Here is a 17,468-nt window from a genome sequence, read left to right as displayed (position 1 = left end):
CTGCCTGTCGATGACTCTGCCAAACGTATCGAATGAAGCCGCTCCGGACGACCGCGTAGGGTGGATCCGCAGACCGAGAGGAGCGCCCATGACCCCGTCGATGCCGTCAGGTGCGTGGCGGAGGGCTGCCGCCGGGGCGGGGCTCCTGGGCAGCGACGGTCGCGTCAAGGCCACCGTGTTCGCAGAGATGAGCGCCCTGGCCGTCCGCACCGGCGCGATCAACCTCGGGCAGGGGTTCCCCGACGAGGACGGCCCCGCCGAGGTCCTGGAGGCGGCCGTCCGCGCGATCCACGACGGCGTCAACCAGTACCCGCCCGGGATCGGGGCGCCCGTGCTCCGCGAGGCCGTGGGCTCGCACCAGCGCCGCTTCTACGGCCTTGAGGTCGATCCCGACGTCGAGGTGCTGATCACCGCGGGAGCGACGGAGGCGATCGCGGCGACCCTCCTGGCGCTCCTCGAACCGGGCGACGAGGTCGTGACCTTCGAGCCGTACTACGACGAGTATGCGGCGGTCATCGCGCTGGCCGGAGGCGTCCACCGCACGGTCCCGCTCGAACCGCCGGCCTTCCTCCCCGATCTGGAGCGCCTCCGCGCGACGGTGACGGACCGGACGCGGGTCATCCTCGTCAACTCTCCGCACAACCCGACGGGCGCGGTGCTCGACCGGGAGACTCTGACCACGATCGTCGAGCTGGCCGACCGCCATGACGCCGTCATCGTGACCGACGAGGTCTACGAGCACCTGACATTCGGAGTCGAGCACATCCCGCTGGCCTCGCTGCCCGGCGCGCGCGAGCGGACCGTGAGCATCTCCTCCGGCGGCAAGACCTTCAACACCACGGGGTGGAAGGTCGGGTGGCTGACGGCACCGCGGGAGCTCGTCACGGCCGTCCTCGCCGTGAAGCAGTTCCTCACCTACGTGAACGCAGCGCCGTTCCAGCCGGCCATCGCGGTCGGGCTCGGCCTTCCGGACGCCTACTTCGAGGGGGTCGCCGCCGGACTCGCCGCCAAGCGCGACCTCCTCTCCGCCGGGCTGGCCGAGGCCGGCTTCGGGGTCTTCCCCTCCTCCGGCACGTACTTCGTGGTGGCCGATGCGGGGCCGCTCGGCTATGCCGACTCGGTCGAACTGTGCCGGCGCCTGCCCGAGCTCGCCGGCGTCGTGGCCGTGCCGCTCGCCGCCTTCTCGCGCGACGAGTACGCGTCATCGACCCGCTCGCTCGTCCGGTTCGCCTTCTGCAAGCGGACCGGCGTCCTGGAGGAGGCCGCGCGGCGGCTCAGCGCCCTCAGCGGGGCTCGACCCGGTACCTCCGGAGCGTCAGCGCGGGGTTCCGCTCCCTGACCTCTGCGACGCGTTCGGTCGACGCCTCGGCCACCGCTATCCCGGCCTGCTCGGCGAGTCCCGCGACGGTGACGCCCATCGGGTCGACGATCGCGCTCGCGCCGACGCCGAGCGGAGGCGTGTGGTCGGCCGCCGCCATGTAGAGCGTGTTCTCGATGGCGCGCGCGGCGAGCAGCGTGGACCAGTGGTGCTCCTTGAGCGGACCGCGCACCCACTCCGCGGGTACCGCGACGAGGTGCGCTCCTGCGTCCGCCAGGCGTCGCGTGACCTCGGGGAAGCGCAGGTCGTAGCAGGTCTGCATGCCGACGGCCAAGCCGTCGACCGTTAAGACGGCGGGCTCGGTGAGCTCACCCGGGACCACCCAGTCCGACTCCCGCGAGCCGAAGGCGTCGTACAGGTGCTGCTTCCGATAGGTCGCCACGACGTCGCCCGCCGGATCGACGGCCACGAGCGTGTTCGAGAACTTGTGCTTCTCGTCGGTGCGCTCCACGAGCCCGGCGATGATGTGCACCCCGTGCGTCTCCGCCGCCGTCGCGAGAGCCTTCACGAAGTCGCCGTCGAGCGGCTCCGCGTTGCGCGCGAACGCGGGTCCGAGCGGGTCTGTGAAGAACGACGAGTACTCCGGGAGAACCACGAGCCGTGCTCCGCGCGCGGCCGCGACGGCGATGAGCCCGGCGGCGAGATCCCTGTTGTGCACCCGATCGTCGCCCGGCGCGAACTGGACGACCGCGACTCCGACAGCGCTCACCTCGCCGCCTCCGCGCTCGGCAGGGCATCGGACACGGGGACCGGCGTGTCGACGGGCAGGTGCAGGCTGATCGAGGTCCCGGCCCCCTCCTCGCTCGCGATGTCGAGCCGGCCGCCGTGCGCCGTGACGATCGCCTTCGTGATCGTGAGCCCCAGACCGACGCCGGGCACCGCATTGCGGGTGGCGGTGGAGGCGCGGAAGAAGCGCTGCGAGAGGCTGCTCAACTCGACCGCGGGGATCCCGATGCCGGTGTCCGTCACGGCTATGACGGCTTCGCCGCCGTCTCGGCGCAGGGACACGGTGACCGTCCCCCCTCTCGGGGTGAACTTCACGGCGTTCGAGATCAGGTTGTCGACGGCCTGCCCGAGACGGATCGTGTCGCCGCGGACGTCCACGGGCTCGTCGGGGACGTCGGTCAGCAGGGTCACCCCGGCCGCGGCCGCGACGGGCGTGGCCGTCTCGATGGAGGCGGTGACCACCGACCCGAGCTCGGCGTCGCGGATGTCGATGGGGAACCGTCCGGACTCGACCTGCGCGGTGAAGAGCAGGTCCCCCACGAGTTTGAGCAGCCGGTGCGCGTTGCGCTCGGCCACGCCGAGGTACTGCAGCTGCTCGTCGGAGAGCGGCGAGTCCTCGTCGTCCCGCATCAGTTCCAGGTAGCCGAGGATCGAGCTGAGCGGTGTCCGCAGCTCGTGCGAAATCAGGCCGACGAACTCGTCCTTCAAGCGGGCGAACTCGCGCGCCTGCGTCATGTCGGTCGCCACGAAGATGAACCCGACCCGGTGCCCGTTCTCGTCCAGCCGCGGCGTGGCCGCCACCTGCACGGGGACGAGCTTCCCATCGGGGCGCACGTAGGTCCAGTCGCGGACATCGGCCGAACCGGCCCTCACCGTGTCGACGAGGGCCGAGAAGTCCTCGGCGCTCGCGAGCGTCGTGAAGCGGGGATCGAGGCCGCGGAGGCGCTCCTCCAGCTCGGACGTCAGGTGGAACTCGGTGACGTGCCGCCGGGCGCCGACGACCTGCTGCTCGGTCAGTCCGAGCATCTTCTCGGCGCCCGGGTTCCAGACGTCGATGACCCCGTCGAGGTCGGTTCCGATCACGGACTGCTCGGTGACGGCGTTCCAGATGCTCTGGATCAGGCGGTTCGCCGTCTTGAGCCGGGCCTCGTTGAGCACGAGCTCGTCCTGCGCCTTCACGGCCTGCTGGAGGAGCTCCTCCCGCTGCGCCGCGGCCGCATTGGCCGCGGCCAGCTGCACCCGGCTCCGGTGGGAGAGCTCGTTCACGATGATCGCGAGGATCAGGTAGACGAACGGCGAGAGGATCGCGCGGACGTTGTCGGCCGGGGTCGTGAGGACGTCCGCGATGAAGAGCGGGATCAGCAGGACCACGAAGGTGCTCAGGGCGGCGATGACGATGTTCCTGCGGCCCTCCTCCCCCGCGATGAAGACGAACGGGATCAGGATCAGCACCCCGGCGGGCGACGCGGCGCCGCCCGTTCCGAGCCGGAAGAGGCCGACGGCGAGCAGCGACAGCACGGGCACGATGACGACCCAGCCGGGGTGGATCCGGCTCCACGGGACGGCGGCCGCGAGCACCGTGGCCAGCGCGATCACCAGCACGCTCCCCACGATGTACGCCGGGAGGCGGGTCGGTGCGACGCCGTCGACCGAGTAGGTCAGGATGAGCGCGAGGACGAACGCGACGACGATCGGCACCTGCTTGATCAGCGGCGACGGCGAGTCGAAGGAGAGCCGGCTCAGCAGGCGGTCCATGGTCATGCGGTCTGATCCTCCAGCATCTCCCGGATGCGCGTCGACAGCAGGCGCGGGCTGAACGGCTTCACGATGAACCCGTCCGATCTGTCCGCCACGGTCCCGTGGTCCGTGAGCAGCTGCACCGATGCCGACACCATGAGGATGCGCGTGGAGCGGGTGCTCGCGTCGGACCGGATCGCGTCCGCCACCTCGATGCCGTTGAGGCCGGGCATCGAGATGTCGAGAACGGCCAGGTCGATCTCCCCGCCGCGGACGGCCTCCAGCGCGGCGACGCCGTTGTCGACGGCGGCCGCGACCTCGGCACCGGCGCGGCCGGCGGCGATGACCATGAGCGCGCGGATGTCGTCGTCGTCGTCGGCGATGACGATGCGCCGGGTCCGGTCGGTCACGAGAACCACACCACCCGCACGACGACGATGAGGGCGAGGACGAGCAGCGCGCCGGCGGCGTACCACGGGAGGCGCGCCTCCCACCGGCGGTTCTGCTCGATCTCGTGCTGCAGCTTCTCGCGCAGCTCGCGCGAGGGCTCCACCGGGCTCATGGGCGCTCCTCCTGCCGGGTGTCGAGACCGTCCGCCGCGGCCAACAGGGTCGCGACCCGATCGTACCGCCCGACCTCCTCGGCCGCATGGCTGTCGGTCGAGGCGACGACGCGCGCGCCGGCTCGCCGCAGAGCCGCGATCGCCTCGGGTCCGGGGCACCCCCACTTCTCGTTCACCTCGACGAGCGTCCCCGTCGCAGCGGCGGAGTCGGCCCAGGCCGCGAGGCGATCCGCCCCGAGCTGCGCCTCGGACAGGCCGACCTTGGGGAGGATCGAGAACCAGTGCGCCAGTTGCGCGCGGGGCGTCCGTTCCATCGCCCGGATGCTGCCCTGCACGAGGAGGTCCAGGGCGTCACCGGCCGACAGGCCGGCCGCAAGCCTCCGGCGCGTGCTCTCCGGCGACCACGGACCGTCGGTTCCGGGGAACTGGTGGTCGCCGATCACGATGGCGTCCACGCCTCCCTCGCCGACGACGAGGCCCGGAGGGAGGTCCACCGATCCGGACGCATCGAGCAGCTTCGCCTCGACGCCGGTCAGCACGGTCACACCGTCCGGAACGGGCTCCGCCGCCACCGCTGCGAGGAATTCCGGCACCCACGTCGTGGAGGCGCGCACGTGATCGGTGAGCCGCAGCCGGTCGAGGCCCGCCGCCTGCGCGGCCGCGATGTTCTCGGCGAGGGTGCTCCGGGCGTCGTCCGAGAAGGTCGAGTGCACGTGGTGATCGCCGAGCAGGAGGGACGGCTCGGCGTGCCCGGGCGCGGTCACTCCCCCGGCCCCTCGGTGTGCGCCGCATTCTCGGAGACGATCACCTCCGCGGGCGGGAGGAACACGTCCTCGAGATAACGCACGTTGGCCAGCTCCTCGAACTCGACGCGCGACGGCACAGGGCGGCCGAGCACCAGATCGAGCAGGAGGGACGGCATGTCGACGCCGCTGGCGATCGTGAGCGGCAGGGCTCCGGGGAACCTCGGGTTCACCTCGAGCAGCGCCGGCACCCCCTCCGAGCTGTAGCGGAGCTGGACGTTCGCGACGCCCGTGAGCCCGATCGCCCGGGCGACGGCCGCCGCCGTGTCGGACAGCTCGGCGCGCTTGACCGTGCGTCCCGCGATCGACACGCCCGAGTCCACCCGCTCGCGCGACCGCGGGACCGCGGCGATGACCTCGCCGTCGAGTCCCGCGAGCACGTCGACGGAGAACTCGTCCCCGGGGAGGTTCTCCTGGATGATGAGCGACTCGTCGACGCCCAGCTCTTCGAGCGCTACACGGTCCGCGACGAGCCGCACGCCGCGCGAACCCGCGCCGCTGCGCGGCTTCACGATGACGGGGAACCGCCAGTCGGCGCCAACGCCCTCGCCGTTCAGGAGGCGCGTCACAGGCACCCGGGCCGAGCCCTCGACGCGCTTCACGAGCGCGTGCTTGTCGAGGCAGGTGACGAGCGTGTCGTGACTCGGCGCGGCCAGCAGGGCGCCCACGGCGCGCAGATCGTCCCTCCGCTCCGCCAGCCCGGGGAGCTCGACGTCCACCGTGGAGAACAGGACGTCGACCCGGTCGTCCCGGCACATCCGGATGAGCTCGTCCACGAAGACCGCCGACCGTCCGGGAGGGACGATCCTCCGGTTCTCGGCGGCGACCAGGTAGAGACCGCTGGCCCAGCCGTCCATGTCGGCGGCGAGCACCTCCACGTCCGGGCGGGCGACGAGCGAGCGGATGACCGCGACGCCCGCCGGTCCGCCGGCGCCTGTGACGAGCACGCGGGTCGGTGCGGCTCCCGTCATTCCGCCGTCCTCTGGACTCGGACGTCGGTGGCCACCGACGAGGCGGGCATGGAGATGTCGGCGGTGTCGCGCATGACCTCGAGCGGCTCGCAGTTCCGGCCGCCACCGAACCGGGACCAATAGCGCGCCGTCGCGCGGACGAGGTCCGGCTCGAGGTAGTCGCGGACCTCGGTCTGCGAACGGAAGCACTCGATGAGCTGGAGCTTGGTGTCGGTGAACCCGTCGATCGGCACGAACCGCGTCGGGCGGAAATCGATGGTCGCCGACGGGCTCTGATAGCAGCACACCGTCCGGACCGTCCGGGTCGCCACGACCGTGGCGGCGTGGACCGCCTGATGGTCCTGATGACGGTCGTGCGACGAGTGCGTGTAGACGATGTCCGGCTTCACCTCCGCCACGACGCGCTCGATGATGCCCACCGTGGGGTCGGCGACCGGGATCTTCGTGTCCTCGAGGTCCTCCAGGAAGAGTCGGGCGCCGAGCAGTTCCGCCGACGCCAGGGACTCGTGCTGGCGGTCCTCGGCGTCGCCGCCGCGCGACCCGCGCGACAGGGTGAGGATGACGACCTGGTTTCCGGCGTCGCGGTGCGCGGCGAGGATCCCGCCGACGCCGATCTCGACATCGTCGGGATGGGCGCCGATGGCGAGGACGACCTGCTGACGATGGGCCGCACGCTTGGTGCGCCCTTCCGCCGCGAGCCGGTTCACGATCGCCACGAGCTCCGCGGAGGCGATGGGCTTCGTGAGGAACTCGTCGGCCTGCGCGCGGAGGGCGGAGACGGCGTAGTCGACCGAGACGTGGGCCGTCATGACGACGACGGGCATGCCCGGGTACTGGCCGCGCAGCTCTTTCAGCAGGTCGAGCCCGGAGATCCCGGGCATCTCGATGTCCGTGACGACGATGTCGGGCTCGAACTGGGCGATGACCGAGAGGGCGAGGGAGGGATCGGTGATCGCCGTGACCAGGGCATCGGCCCGCTTCTCGAGGACCGTCTTCATGAAGAAGGCCACATCGGGGTCGTCCTCGATCACGACCACCCGGTATTTCGTCACCGCGCCCGGCATTCCGCCTCCTTGTCGAACCCGACTCTAGTAGGACGACCCGTCCAGGGAGGCGGACGCGCCCGGGCGGCGACCTCGATTTCGTGGCCCCCAGAACGCGTGCTAAAGTGAATTCTTGTGCCGCGGGGTGGAGCAGCTCGGTAGCTCGCTGGGCTCATAACCCAGAGGTCGTAGGTTCAAATCCTGCCCCCGCAACCAGCAAGGCCCGGATCCGGTGGAGAAATCCCCGGATCCGGGCCTTTTCCACACCGTCGCGCCCAGCGCCCGGCCGTGCGTCTCGCTCGGCGGCGGTCAGTCGAACCGCACCTCGTCGAGCTCGATCACCTCGACGCCCTCCGCGGAGAGTTCGCGCTCGACACGCCGCACGACCTCCGACGGTGATCCAACCGCCGGGGCGGCCGCGTGGGCGCCCGTCGGGACGATGACGTCGAACCCGCGCTCGAGCGCGCCCAGCGCCGTGGCACGCACGGACCCCTCACTCGGGACTCCGACGACGACGACCGTGTCGACCGCCATCGCGCGCAGGACGTCGGCCAGCGCCGGATTCGACTCGAACGTGTTGGGAGCGCTCTTGCGCACCACCGGCTCCCCCGGCTCCGGCGCGAACACGAGCTCCCACCCGCCGGTGCCCGGCGCGTCGGTCTCCCCGCGCGTCCCGTCGTTCTTGACGTGCACGATCGGGGCGCCGGCGGCACGGGCGGCCTCCAGCACCCGGCCGAGGACTAGCCGCAACGACTCGGCGCCGGGGACCGCGTCGGCGCCCTCGAGCCGGGCGCGCTGCGCACCGACGAGCATGAGGCCGTATCCCATCCGCCCATCCTCCGCCCCTTTCACCGGGGCCGGAAGCGTCTACCCCCGGAGGCGAGCGTGCAGGGAACGACACGGCCCGCGCACCGGAGCGGTGCGCGGGCCGTGAACGATGCGGGTGACTACTTGGAGCCGGACGACCCGCTCGTCGCTCCCGCGCCCTCGGCGGCCAGCGCGTCGTTCAGCGCCTGCTGCAGCCGCGCGTCCGCGGCGCCGTACGCCGTCCAGTCCCCGGCCTTCAGCGCCGTCTGCCGGTCGGCCAGCGCCTGCTTGGCCCGCTGCAGGGCGTCCTGCAGGGCGGGGTTGTTCGCGGCCTTCGTCCCTCCGGTCGTGGAGGAGGTGCCGCCGGTCGAGCCGGAGGTCGCGCCTCCCCCGCCGGTAGCGGGCACGTTCGTGTCGCCGGCGTTGGCGCCCGAGTCACCGCCGAAGAGGTCATCGAGTGCCGCGTCGAGCGTGGACTCGAAGGCGATCTTGTCGCCGAACGAGACGAGGACCATCTGCAGGAGCGGGTAGCTCGTCTCACCCGTGGACTTCACATAGACGGGCTGGACGTACAGCAGGCCGCCGCCGACCGGGAGCGTCAGCAGGTTGCCGTTGATGACATCGGTCTTGCCCTGCCGCAACAGGTTCAGCTGTTGCGACACCGCCGGATCGGCATTGAAGTTGTTCTGGACCTGCCCGGGCCCCGGAATGGTGTCGCTCGAGGGCAGCTCCAGCAATCGCAGCTTCCCGTACCCGGAAGCGACCTGGCCCTTCGTCGATCCCGCGTCGGCATCGACCGCCAGATACCCCTTCAGCACCGATCTGCTCGCCTCGCTGGAGGCCTGCGGGATGAACGTGCTGTAGAGCGAGAAGGACGGCTGCTTCTGCCCCGGCATCTGGAGCGTCAGGTAGTAGGGCGGCTGGAGGGTCGGGTCGGCCGACGACGAGGTCGGGTCGTTGGGGGTCGTCCAGGCGTCCTCCCGCGAGTAGAACGATCCCGCGTCGGTCACGTGGTACTGACCGAGCACCGACCGCTGCACCTTGAACAGGTCGGACGGGTAGCGCACATGGCTCAGCAGCTGGGCGCTCATGTCGCTGACCGGCTTGACCGTCGCCGGGTAGATCTTCTCCCAGGTCTTGAGGACGGGATCCTTGGCGTCCCAGGCGTAGAGCTGCACCGAGCCGTCGTACGCGTCGACCGTGGCCTTGACCGAGTTGCGGATGTAGTTGATGTCGTCGAAGGCGTAGGCGGGCTTCGGCGTCTCGGTGTCGGCGATCGCGTCGCTCAGGCTGCCGACGTGGGCGTACGGGTACTGATCGCTCGTCGTGTAACCGTCGATGATCCACTTGATGCGGCCGTCGACGACCGCGGGGTACGCCTGCGAGTCGAGCGTGAGGTACGGCGCCACCTTCTGCACCCGCTTGATCGGGTCGCGGTCGTACAGGATCTGGGAGTCGCTGTTCACCGCGTCGGAGAGCACGATCTGCTCGTCCTGGAACTTCAGCGCGTAGACGAGCCGCTTGAAGATGTTGTCGAGCTTCGGGCCGCCGTTGCCGCTGAAGGTGGTGTAGGTCTGCTGGGCCCCGTCGGTGCCGCCCGGGTAGTCGAGCTCGATCTGCTTCGATCCCTTGGGACCGCCGACGATCGAGTAGGTCGGCGACTGCTGACCGAAGTACACGCGGGGCTCGTACTGGCCGAGCGTCCCCTGCGTGGGGATGCCGTACTCCATGAAGACGGGCTGTCCGTCGGGCGAGCGCTGGTTGCCGTACGCGGCGACGAGGCCGTAGCCGTGCGTGTAGACGACCGTGTCGTTGTACCAGTTCCGGGCGTTGCCCAGGCCGGACTGCTGGAGCTCGCGGACGGCGACGACCGCGTCCTGCTCCTTGCCGCCGATCCGGTAGCGGTCGACGTTGAGGTACGACGGGAAGGCGTAGTACTGGCGGAACTGCTGGAGCTGCCGGAACGACGGACTCACGACCGCCGGATCGATGATCCGGATCTGAGCCGTCGTCTGGGCGTCCTGCCGGAGGGCGCCGGCCTCCGCCGTGGTCTTCGCGTTGTAGGGGATGGTCTCGATGCTGCTGAGCCCGTAGGCGTCGCGCGTCGCGTCTATCCCCCGCTGCACGTACGGGGTCTCGAGCGTCTTCTGGCTCGGGTCGACCTGGAACCGCTGGACGATCCACGGGTAGATCGCGCCGACCACGAGCGCCGCCACGATGAGCAGCGCGGTACCGACCATCGGGAACCGCCAGCGGCCGATGAAGGCGGTCACGATGAAGAGGATCGCGACGAAGATCGCCGCGCCGGCGAGGATCGCGCGCCCCGGGATCGTCGCGTTGACATCGGTGTACGCGGCGCCGTTGATCATGTCGTTGACGTTCGAGTCGGTCACGGTCGCGTACCGGTCCAGCCAGATGCTGATGCCCTGGAGGAGCAGGTACAGCCCCGAGATGATCGAGATCTGGACGCGCGCGGCCTTGGAGATGCGCACCTCCCGGCCGCTGATCCGGATGGACCCGTAGAGGTAGCAGGTGGCCAGCGTGGCGAGCAGCGAGATGATGACCACGGCAGAGGCGAACCCCACGGCGCTGCGGTAGAACGGCAGCGCGAACAGGTAGAACCCGATGTCGAGGTGGAAGAGGGGGTCGGTCTTGCCGTAGGAGGTCCCGTTGAGCCACATCGCCGCGGTCTCCCAGCGGCTGGCGGTCGAGACGCCCGCGAAGATGCCGAAGACGATCGGGATGCCGTACATCGCGAGCCGGCGCAGCGGCTCGATGACCTGCTGGTACCGGTCGAGCTGGGTGTTGAGCTTCGCGTAGACCGGCCGGAGGCGGTAGGCGAGCTGGATGGACAGCCAGAGCGGCACGGCCATGCCGAGGAAACCGATGAAGAACATCGATATCGCGCCGAACCACTGCGTCGTCAGGACGTTGAGGAAGCCGAGCTGCTGGTACCACAGGATATCGGCGTAGAGCCCCGCGAAGACGAAGAAGAGGATGACGAGCCCGACGATCACCCCGAGAGTGATCCAGATCGCCGCGCGACGGCGGCCGGGGGGTCGGACAGCGGCTTCAGAACTCACGTGGCCCTCATTGCTCTCGCGTGGCGGGGATCGGATCCCATCCTAGGTGTCACACGCTTGGAGAACGCTTGAGGGCGGCTCCGCTCAGGACGAGGGGCAGGTGGGAAGTCCCTGCGTGCTCTTGCCGCCGCTCACGGCGTCGAGCACCTTGAGCGAGTCCGCCAGCGTCTTGACCGCGAACACCCGGAGGCCGGCCGGGATGTGTCCCGTCACCTCGTTGCAGTTGGCTGCCGGTGCGAGGAAGTAGGTCGCCCCTCCCGTGTCGCGCGCCGCGTACATCTTCTGCCGGATGCCGCCGATCGCTCCGATGTCGCCCGCGTTGTCGATCGTGCCCGTGCCGGCGACGCGCTTGCCGCCGTTGAGCGAACCCGGGGTGAGCTTGTCGATGATCCCGAGCGCGAACATCTGGCCGGCGCTCGGGCCGCCCACGTTGTCGAGCTGGATCTTGACGTCGAACGGGAAGGTGTAGTCCATCCCGGCTCCGATGCCGAGCACGACCTGGCCGCCCGACTCCTCGGGCGTGATCGACACGGTCGAGGCGGCGCCGTCGCGCACGATGCCCACCTCGGCCGCCTTGCCCGTGCCGTTGCGCTTCACCGCGTCGCGGAGCTGCTGGACGCTCTTGACCGTCCGCCCGTCGAGGCTCGTGATCTGGTCGCCCACCTTCAGGACGGAGGCTGCCGGCGAGCCCTTGATCACCTGCTTGACGGCGACCGCCTGCGGGAACGTGTAGCCGAGCTCGTTGAGCGCGGCCGCGACCGCGTCCTGCTGGGAGTCCGTCATGAGGGCCGCGTTCTCCGCGTTCGACTGCTCGGTCGTGGTACCGGGAGGGAAGACCTCCTCGATGGGGACGACGGCGCGGCTCGGATCGAACCACGCGCCCACGATGTCGAACCACGTCGGGTGCTGGTCGGGATTGCCGACCACCGACACGGTCAGGAGGTCCAGCGACCCCTTGGTCGGGTAGGTGGCCTTCCCGGGGATCGTGATGAGGGGCTTCGCCTCGCCGGACGGCTCCGAGCCGACCGCCTGGTCGGTGCCGAGCGTGTTGTAGACCGGGCCCGGCTGCTCGATGACGAACGGGGCGGGCGCGAGGGCGAGCACGATGGCGAGGACGAATCCGACCGCGATCGCCACCCAGCCCACGATCACGCGGCGCGGGGGCGCGACCCGCTCGGGGCCTCCGGGAGCCGGAGTCCTGCCGTCCCCGTCGCTGAACAGCGTCACTGAGGTCCCTTCGGTCGTGTTCGCCACGGGCGCACGGCCCGGCTGCGAGCATAGGCCAATTCTCACCCGGCTCGCGGAGATCACGAGCTAGCGTAGATGCAAGCCTGACGCCCAACCTGAATGGCAGCAGCACTCGAGAACGAGGGGCACGACATGAGCGACGACCGGGGCAGGGGTCCCGACGACCGGGACCCGGACGACCGCAACCCGGAGGACGAGCTCCGGGACATGCTGCGCGAGTTCCTCTCGGGCGACTCGACCATCGACCCGGGCAAGCTGGCGGGCGCGGCGGGGCTCCCCAGCGACCCCGCGAGCATCCAGCAGCTCCTCGGCCAGCTCCAGAACGCGCTCCGCAACCCCGGCGGCGGCATCGACTGGGACATCGCCCAGCAGCAGGCGCGCACGCTCGCCGGCGATGGAGCGCACGCGGTCACCCCGGCCGAGCGGGCGCAGCTCGACCAGGCGTTCTCCGTCGCGCAGCTCTGGCTCGACCAGGCGACGACCGTCTCCGAACTGATGACCACCCCGGAGCTCATCGGCCGCGCCGAGTGGGCCCGCCAGACCATGCCGCTCTGGACCCAGCTCGCCGAGCCGGTCGCACTGAGCATCTCCGACGCCCTGACCCGCGTCCTCACCGAGCAGGCGCCCGAGGAGATGCTCGGGATGATCCAGAACGCCGGACAGCTGATGCGCTCGATCGGGGGCGCCCTGTTCGCGATGCAGCTCGGGCAGGTGGTCGGGCAGCTCTCGAAGGAGGTCGTCTCCGGCGGCGACATCGGGATCCCCCTCCTCCCCGAGGGCACCGCGGCGCTGCTCCCCCAGAACGTCGCCGAGTTCGGCGAGGGTCTCGACATCCCCGACGACCAGATCCAGCTCTACCTGGCCGTGCGCGAACTGGCGCACGCGCGCCTGTTCCGGCACGCGAAATGGCTGCGTCTCCAGCTGATCACCCAGATCACGGCCTTCGCCAAGGGCATCTCGATCGACACGGACGCGCTCGAGTCGCTGGCCGAGAACTTCGACCCGAACAATCCCGAGGAGCTCCGCGAGGCCATGGTGAGCGGCCGCCTGATCCCGCCGCGGAGCGAGGAGCAGCAGGAGGCGCTCGCCCGGCTCGAGACGGTGCTCGCCCTGGTCGAGGGCTGGGTCGACGTCGTGACCGCGCAGGCCACGCGCCTGCTGCCGAAGGCCGACGCCATCGCCGAGACGGTGCGCCGCCGGCGCGCGTCCGGCGGACCGGCGGAGTCGGCCTTCGCGACGCTCGTCGGCCTCGAGCTGCGTCCCCGCCGCCTCCGCGAGGCGGCGGCCCTGTGGCAGGCCGTCACCGACGCGGTGGGCCAGGAGGCGCGGGATCGGCTCTGGTCGCACCCGGACCTGCTGCCCGACGCCTCCGACCTCGACGACCCGACCGCCCTGGTGGCACGCCTCACCGCCGACGCCGCGGGCGCCGAGCCGGAGCGGGACGCCCTCGACCAGGCGATCGAAGACCTGCTTCGGGGCGACACGGAGCGCCCCTCCGAGGACTGATCCGTCCCGGCCTGTGGATAACCGCCTCCGGACCCTCCGGATGCGGAAGGATGCCGGGATGGTCCACGTACTCGATCCGTCCCTCCCCCGCGTCTGGCGCAGCCCGGACGAGCTCCAGTTCGGCGTCGACGATCCGCGCCTCGTGCTCACGCCCGTCGCGGAGTGGGAGGAGCGGATGATCGGCGCGCTCGCGAGCGGCGTGCCGCTGAGCGTGCTCCAGGCGATCGGCGAGCGAGCAGGGGCCCCCGACGGCGCCGCCCGATCGCTCCTCGAGCGCCTGGCCCCGGTGCTCCAGCCGTCGGACGCGGCCGCGAGCGACGAAGCCGCCGTGCCGGCCGTGGTCGTCGACGGCGAGGGGCCGACCGCTTCGCTGATCGCCGGACTGCTCGGCGAGGAGGGTGTCTCGGTCGTGAGCGGCAGGGAGTGGTCGGACCCGCTCGTCGAGACCGCGGACGCGGCGGTGATCGTCGCGTCCTACGCGGTCGAGCCTCGGCGCTACGAGGGCTGGCTGCGCCGCGACGTGCCGCACCTCCCCGTCGTCTTCGGCGATGGAGGGGTGACCGTCGGGCCGCTGGTCGAGCCGGGCGCGGGGCCCTGTCTCCGCTGCGTCGACCTGCATCGCACCGACGACGACCCGGCGTGGCCGGCCATGGCGGCGCAGCTGTACCGGCGTCCGCGGCCGGGTGAGAGCGCGCTCGCGTCCGCCACGATCGCATCGACCGCCGTCGTCGCCGTCGTCTCGCGTCTGCGCGACGGCGACACGGCGCTGACGGCACGCAGCACGAGAGTCGTGCCGCGCTCCGGCGAGCGGACCGCGGTCAGCTGGACGCCGCACTCCGCGTGCGGGTGTCGCGCGCTCCCCGGGCCGGTGCTCGAAGCTCCTCGAGGAACCGGGACGGCCGGCGCGTGACCGGGCGCCCGGGGGTGATTCCGCGCTCGGCCCAGCTGAGGTGGAGGCGCCTCCGCGCCCGGGTGATCCCGACGTAGAGGAGGCGCCGCTCCTCGTCGATCTGGTCGAAGCCGGTCGCGTAGCTGATCGGCACGAGTCCCTCGCTGAGGCCCACGAGGTGGACGGAGTCCCACTCGAGCCCCTTGGCCGCGTGGAGCGTCGCGAGAGTGACGGCGGAGAGAGTGGGCTCGTGCTGCCCGGCCTGCCTGGCGAGCAGGTCGTCCGTGAAGCGCCGGAGCGTGGTGCCGGGCGGCTGTTCGTCGACGAGTCCCATGATGGCGTTCAGCGACTCCCAGCGATCGCGCACCGCGCCCCTCCCCTCGGGCGGTCTCGTCGACCAGCCGAGCGACCGGAGGACATCGCTCACCGTCTTGAACAGGGGCTCCTCCTGCGCGGCGAGGGAGGCGCCCCGCAGCGACATGATCGCCTGGCGCACCTCGGGGAGGTCGAAGAAGCGCCGGGAGCCGCGCACCTGGTAGCTGATCCCTCTGTCTCCGAGCGCCTGCTCCAGAACGGCGGCCTGCACGTTGACGCGGTACAGCACGGCGATGTCCTGCGGGCGCGCGCCGGCGTCGAGTTCCGCCGCGATCCGCTCGGCCACCGCGCGGGCCTCCGCCCGGTCGTCCTCGTAGACGGCGGGCTCCGGCACGGTGTCGCCCTCGGCGCGGACGGCGTGGAGGGTCAGAGCTCCCGAGCGGCCGCGCATCAGCCGGTTGGCGGTGTCGACGACGGCCGGCGAGGACCGGTAGTTCTGCTCCAGCCGTACGACGGTCGCGCCGGGGTGCTCGCGCTCGAAGTCGAGGAGGTACTGGCTCCGGGCTCCCGCGAATGAGTAGATCGTCTGGCTGGCATCTCCGACGACGCACAGATCGGTCCGGGTGCCCAGCCACAGCGCCAGCAGGTCGTGCTGGAGGGGCGAAACGTCCTGGTACTCGTCGACGACGAAGAAGCGGTACTGCTCGCGCACCTGCATCGCCACGCCGGGCTCCGACTCGATCATGCCGGCGCACGCGAGCAGCACGTCCTCGAAATCGATCTGGCGACGCTCGTCCTTGAGCTCCTCGTACGTGCGGAGCAGGTCGATCACCTGCTCGGTGTTCAGCTGCCCGGGAGTGGGCCGTCCGACGGCCGCGTACTGCTCCAGGGAGAGGCTCGACACCTTCCTCCACTCGACCTCCGCGGCGATGTCGCGAAGGGTCGGCGTGTCGACACGGAGCTTCAGCCGCTCGGCAGCGTGGCCGAGGATCCGGCCCTTGCCGTCGAGGACGCTCGGCAGCTGGCCGCCGACCACCTGCGGCCAGAAGTAGTTGAGCTGCGCGAGCGCCGCCGAGTGGAAGGTGCGGGCCGACACCCCGCCAGCTCCGAGCTGGCGCAGCCGCCCCCGGAGCTCAGCGGCTGCGCGATTCGTGAACGTGAGCGCCATCACCCGGTTCGGTGCGTAGGCGCCCGACGCGACGCCGTACGCGATGCGGTGCGTGATCGCGCGCGTCTTGCCGGTACCCGCACCGGCGAGGATGCAGACCGGGCCGAACAGTGCCTCCGCGGCGACCCGCTGCTGGGCGTCGAGACCGTCGAGGAGGACGTCCGGGCCGGTGGCGGTCTCGGTCACGGCAGCGACGGCGGTTCGTCCAGGGGACCGCCGTACCAGTCCTCGATGAGCGCGCGCGCGATGGAGGAGCGTCCCGGCAGCACGATCTGGCCGCGTGCCTCCCACAGCTCCTCGCGGCTGAACCAGCGCAGCTCGAGGATCTCCTCGCCATCGGGGTCGAGGCCGGACGGGTGCTGGCCGGGGGCGAGCCGGGCCGTCATGCCGATCATCACCGACGCCGGGAACGGCCACGGCTGCGACCCCTTGTACCGGGCGTCGACGACGCGGATCCCGGCCTCCTCGAAGATCTCGCGCTCTACCGCCGACTCGAACGACTCCCCCGGCTCGACGAACCCGGCGAGCAGGGAGTAGCGGGACTGCTCCCACATGGCGTTCGAACCGAGAAGCAGACGGTCGTCGTCATCGAGCACGGTGACGATCACCGCGGGGTCGGTGCGGGGGAAGACCTCCGAGCCGTCCTCGAAGCAGCGGCGCACCCACCCGGCCTGCTCGATGACCGTCGGCGTCCCGCAGCGCGGGCAGTGCGTGTGCGAAGCATGCCAGTTGGCGATCGCGAGGGCCTCCGTGAAGAGACCCGCATCGCGGTCGGTCAGCGCCGTCGCGACCGTGCGGAGATTGGCCCAGCGCGCCTCGTCGGGCTCGAGCTCCCGGGCGGCGGCATCCGTCAGCACCTCGAGCACCACAGCGGTTCCCACGGGCTCGCCGGGGGCATCGGCCGTGGTGCGGCCGAGGTAGACGCGGATGAGCGCGGCGGACACGCGGTCCACCGGCAGGAGGTCGAGCGCAGCGCGTCCGGCGTCGGGCGAGGACCAGCCGTCGGCGGCCGGCGTCGCGGCGGGGACGCTCTCGGGCGTGACCAGCGCATGCCCCTTCCACAGCGGGAGGACGCGGGTGCCCGGTTCCTCCCAGAGCTCGTCGAAGAGCGCCGGCCGCGAGCGCGCCGCGTGGTCGCGATCGATCGCGTGACGCGACAGCGGCAACGCGGCGAGCGGGAGGGCGGAGGTCTGAGCGGACGACATCGAGGTCCTTTCGGGGCGTGGCGGACG

Annotated in this window: 15 protein-coding genes and 1 tRNA gene; 4 read left to right on the top strand and 12 right to left on the bottom strand. The window is 71.1% G+C overall.

Going from position 1 to position 17,468, the window contains the following annotated elements; translation table 11 throughout:
* Window positions 1-88: 88 nt before the first annotated feature.
* Window positions 89-1,339 (top strand): pyridoxal phosphate-dependent aminotransferase, encoded by a 1,251-nt coding sequence (locus FPT20_RS05685; RefSeq protein ID WP_199245682.1) that lies wholly within the window; start codon window positions 89-91, stop codon window positions 1,337-1,339.
* Here the strand turns inward: FPT20_RS05685 and FPT20_RS05680 are convergent.
* The 7 genes from FPT20_RS05680 to FPT20_RS05655 are packed head-to-tail and all read right to left on the bottom strand — an operon-like array spanning window position 1,284 to window position 7,241.
* Window positions 1,284-2,087, bottom strand: a complete 804-nt coding sequence (locus FPT20_RS05680) for a carbon-nitrogen hydrolase family protein (RefSeq protein WP_158863417.1) — start codon at window positions 2,085-2,087, stop codon at window positions 1,284-1,286. The two genes, FPT20_RS05685 and FPT20_RS05680, sit on opposite strands and share 56 nt — an antisense overlap.
* Window positions 2,084-3,865, bottom strand: a complete 1,782-nt coding sequence (locus FPT20_RS05675; RefSeq protein WP_158863415.1) for a sensor histidine kinase — start codon at window positions 3,863-3,865, stop codon at window positions 2,084-2,086. The genes FPT20_RS05680 and FPT20_RS05675 overlap by 4 nt, the downstream gene beginning before the upstream one ends.
* The gene (locus FPT20_RS05670; protein WP_158863413.1) at window positions 3,862-4,251 is read right to left on the bottom strand and encodes a response regulator; all 390 of its coding nucleotides are present in this window, start codon (window positions 4,249-4,251) and stop codon (window positions 3,862-3,864) included. Before FPT20_RS05670 ends, FPT20_RS05675 begins: the two co-directional genes overlap by 4 nt.
* A complete protein-coding gene (locus FPT20_RS17820) occupies window positions 4,248-4,403 on the bottom strand; it encodes a hypothetical protein (protein ID WP_199245680.1) in 156 nt (51 codons plus the stop codon). The genes FPT20_RS05670 and FPT20_RS17820 overlap by 4 nt, the downstream gene beginning before the upstream one ends.
* Entirely contained in the window at window positions 4,400-5,167 is a 768-nt protein-coding gene (locus FPT20_RS05665; RefSeq protein WP_158863411.1) for a PHP domain-containing protein, read from the bottom strand. Before FPT20_RS05665 ends, FPT20_RS17820 begins: the two co-directional genes overlap by 4 nt.
* Window positions 5,164-6,177 (bottom strand): ATP-grasp domain-containing protein, encoded by a 1,014-nt coding sequence (locus FPT20_RS05660; RefSeq protein WP_158863409.1) that lies wholly within the window; start codon window positions 6,175-6,177, stop codon window positions 5,164-5,166. The genes FPT20_RS05665 and FPT20_RS05660 overlap by 4 nt, the downstream gene beginning before the upstream one ends.
* On the bottom strand, window positions 6,174-7,241 hold the full coding sequence (locus FPT20_RS05655; RefSeq protein WP_158863407.1) for a response regulator: 1,068 nt from the start codon (window positions 7,239-7,241) through the stop codon (window positions 6,174-6,176). The genes FPT20_RS05660 and FPT20_RS05655 overlap by 4 nt, the downstream gene beginning before the upstream one ends.
* Before the next feature lie 118 nt (window positions 7,242-7,359).
* Between FPT20_RS05655 and FPT20_RS05650 the strand changes: the two genes are divergently transcribed.
* A tRNA-Met gene (locus tag FPT20_RS05650) sits at window positions 7,360-7,436 on the top strand.
* Between the two features lie 93 nt (window positions 7,437-7,529).
* Here FPT20_RS05650 and FPT20_RS05645 read toward each other — a convergent pair.
* The 3 genes from FPT20_RS05645 to FPT20_RS05635 form a co-directional block, all read right to left on the bottom strand.
* Window positions 7,530-8,048: an isochorismatase family protein gene (locus FPT20_RS05645; RefSeq protein ID WP_158863405.1), complete on the bottom strand. Its 519-nt coding sequence runs from the start codon at window positions 8,046-8,048 to the stop codon at window positions 7,530-7,532.
* A gap of 119 nt (window positions 8,049-8,167) precedes the next feature.
* Window positions 8,168-11,110, bottom strand: coding sequence for a UPF0182 family membrane protein (locus FPT20_RS05640; RefSeq protein ID WP_199245678.1), 2,943 nt, complete (start codon window positions 11,108-11,110; stop codon window positions 8,168-8,170).
* An 84-nt stretch (window positions 11,111-11,194) separates the two neighbouring features.
* The gene (locus tag FPT20_RS05635) at window positions 11,195-12,337 is read right to left on the bottom strand and encodes a YlbL family protein (protein ID WP_442786475.1); all 1,143 of its coding nucleotides are present in this window, start codon (window positions 12,335-12,337) and stop codon (window positions 11,195-11,197) included.
* A 153-nt stretch (window positions 12,338-12,490) separates the two neighbouring features.
* Here FPT20_RS05635 and FPT20_RS05630 point away from each other — a divergent pair, with 153 nt between their 5' ends.
* Entirely contained in the window at window positions 12,491-13,864 is a 1,374-nt protein-coding gene (locus FPT20_RS05630) for a zinc-dependent metalloprotease (RefSeq protein WP_158863403.1), read from the top strand.
* Between the two features lie 58 nt (window positions 13,865-13,922).
* Complete coding sequence (locus FPT20_RS05625) at window positions 13,923-14,774, top strand: hypothetical protein (RefSeq protein ID WP_158863401.1); 852 nt, start codon at window positions 13,923-13,925, stop codon at window positions 14,772-14,774.
* Here FPT20_RS05625 and FPT20_RS05620 read toward each other — a convergent pair.
* Window positions 14,683-16,422: an ATP-dependent helicase gene (locus tag FPT20_RS05620; protein WP_158863399.1), complete on the bottom strand. Its 1,740-nt coding sequence runs from the start codon at window positions 16,420-16,422 to the stop codon at window positions 14,683-14,685. The two genes, FPT20_RS05625 and FPT20_RS05620, sit on opposite strands and share 92 nt — an antisense overlap.
* Entirely contained in the window at window positions 16,419-17,441 is a 1,023-nt protein-coding gene (gene nudC / locus FPT20_RS05615) for an NAD(+) diphosphatase (protein WP_158863397.1), read from the bottom strand. Before nudC ends, FPT20_RS05620 begins: the two co-directional genes overlap by 4 nt.
* Window positions 17,442-17,468: the final 27 nt, after the last annotated feature.

Source organism: Leifsonia sp. AG29 (genome assembly GCF_009765225.1).
Classification (GTDB): Bacteria; Actinomycetota; Actinomycetes; order Actinomycetales; family Microbacteriaceae; genus Leifsonia.
The sequence above is the reverse complement of the archived record's forward strand: the minus strand, read 5'-3'. Positions and strand labels throughout refer to the sequence as shown.

Coding starts and splice junctions, on each gene's coding strand:
- FPT20_RS05685 (WP_199245682.1), top strand. CDS start 89: ATGACCCCGTCGATGCCGTCAGGTGCGTGGCGGAGGGCTGCCGCCGGG.
- FPT20_RS05675 (WP_158863415.1), bottom strand. CDS start 3,865: ATGACCATGGACCGCCTGCTGAGCCGGCTCTCCTTCGACTCGCCGTCG.
- FPT20_RS17820 (WP_199245680.1), bottom strand. CDS start 4,403: ATGAGCCCGGTGGAGCCCTCGCGCGAGCTGCGCGAGAAGCTGCAGCAC.
- FPT20_RS05660 (WP_158863409.1), bottom strand. CDS start 6,177: ATGACGGGAGCCGCACCGACCCGCGTGCTCGTCACAGGCGCCGGCGGA.
- FPT20_RS05655 (WP_158863407.1), bottom strand. CDS start 7,241: ATGCCGGGCGCGGTGACGAAATACCGGGTGGTCGTGATCGAGGACGAC.
- FPT20_RS05645 (WP_158863405.1), bottom strand. CDS start 8,048: ATGGGATACGGCCTCATGCTCGTCGGTGCGCAGCGCGCCCGGCTCGAG.
- FPT20_RS05630 (WP_158863403.1), top strand. CDS start 12,491: ATGAGCGACGACCGGGGCAGGGGTCCCGACGACCGGGACCCGGACGAC.
- FPT20_RS05625 (WP_158863401.1), top strand. CDS start 13,923: ATGGTCCACGTACTCGATCCGTCCCTCCCCCGCGTCTGGCGCAGCCCG.
- nudC (WP_158863397.1), bottom strand. CDS start 17,441: ATGTCGTCCGCTCAGACCTCCGCCCTCCCGCTCGCCGCGTTGCCGCTG.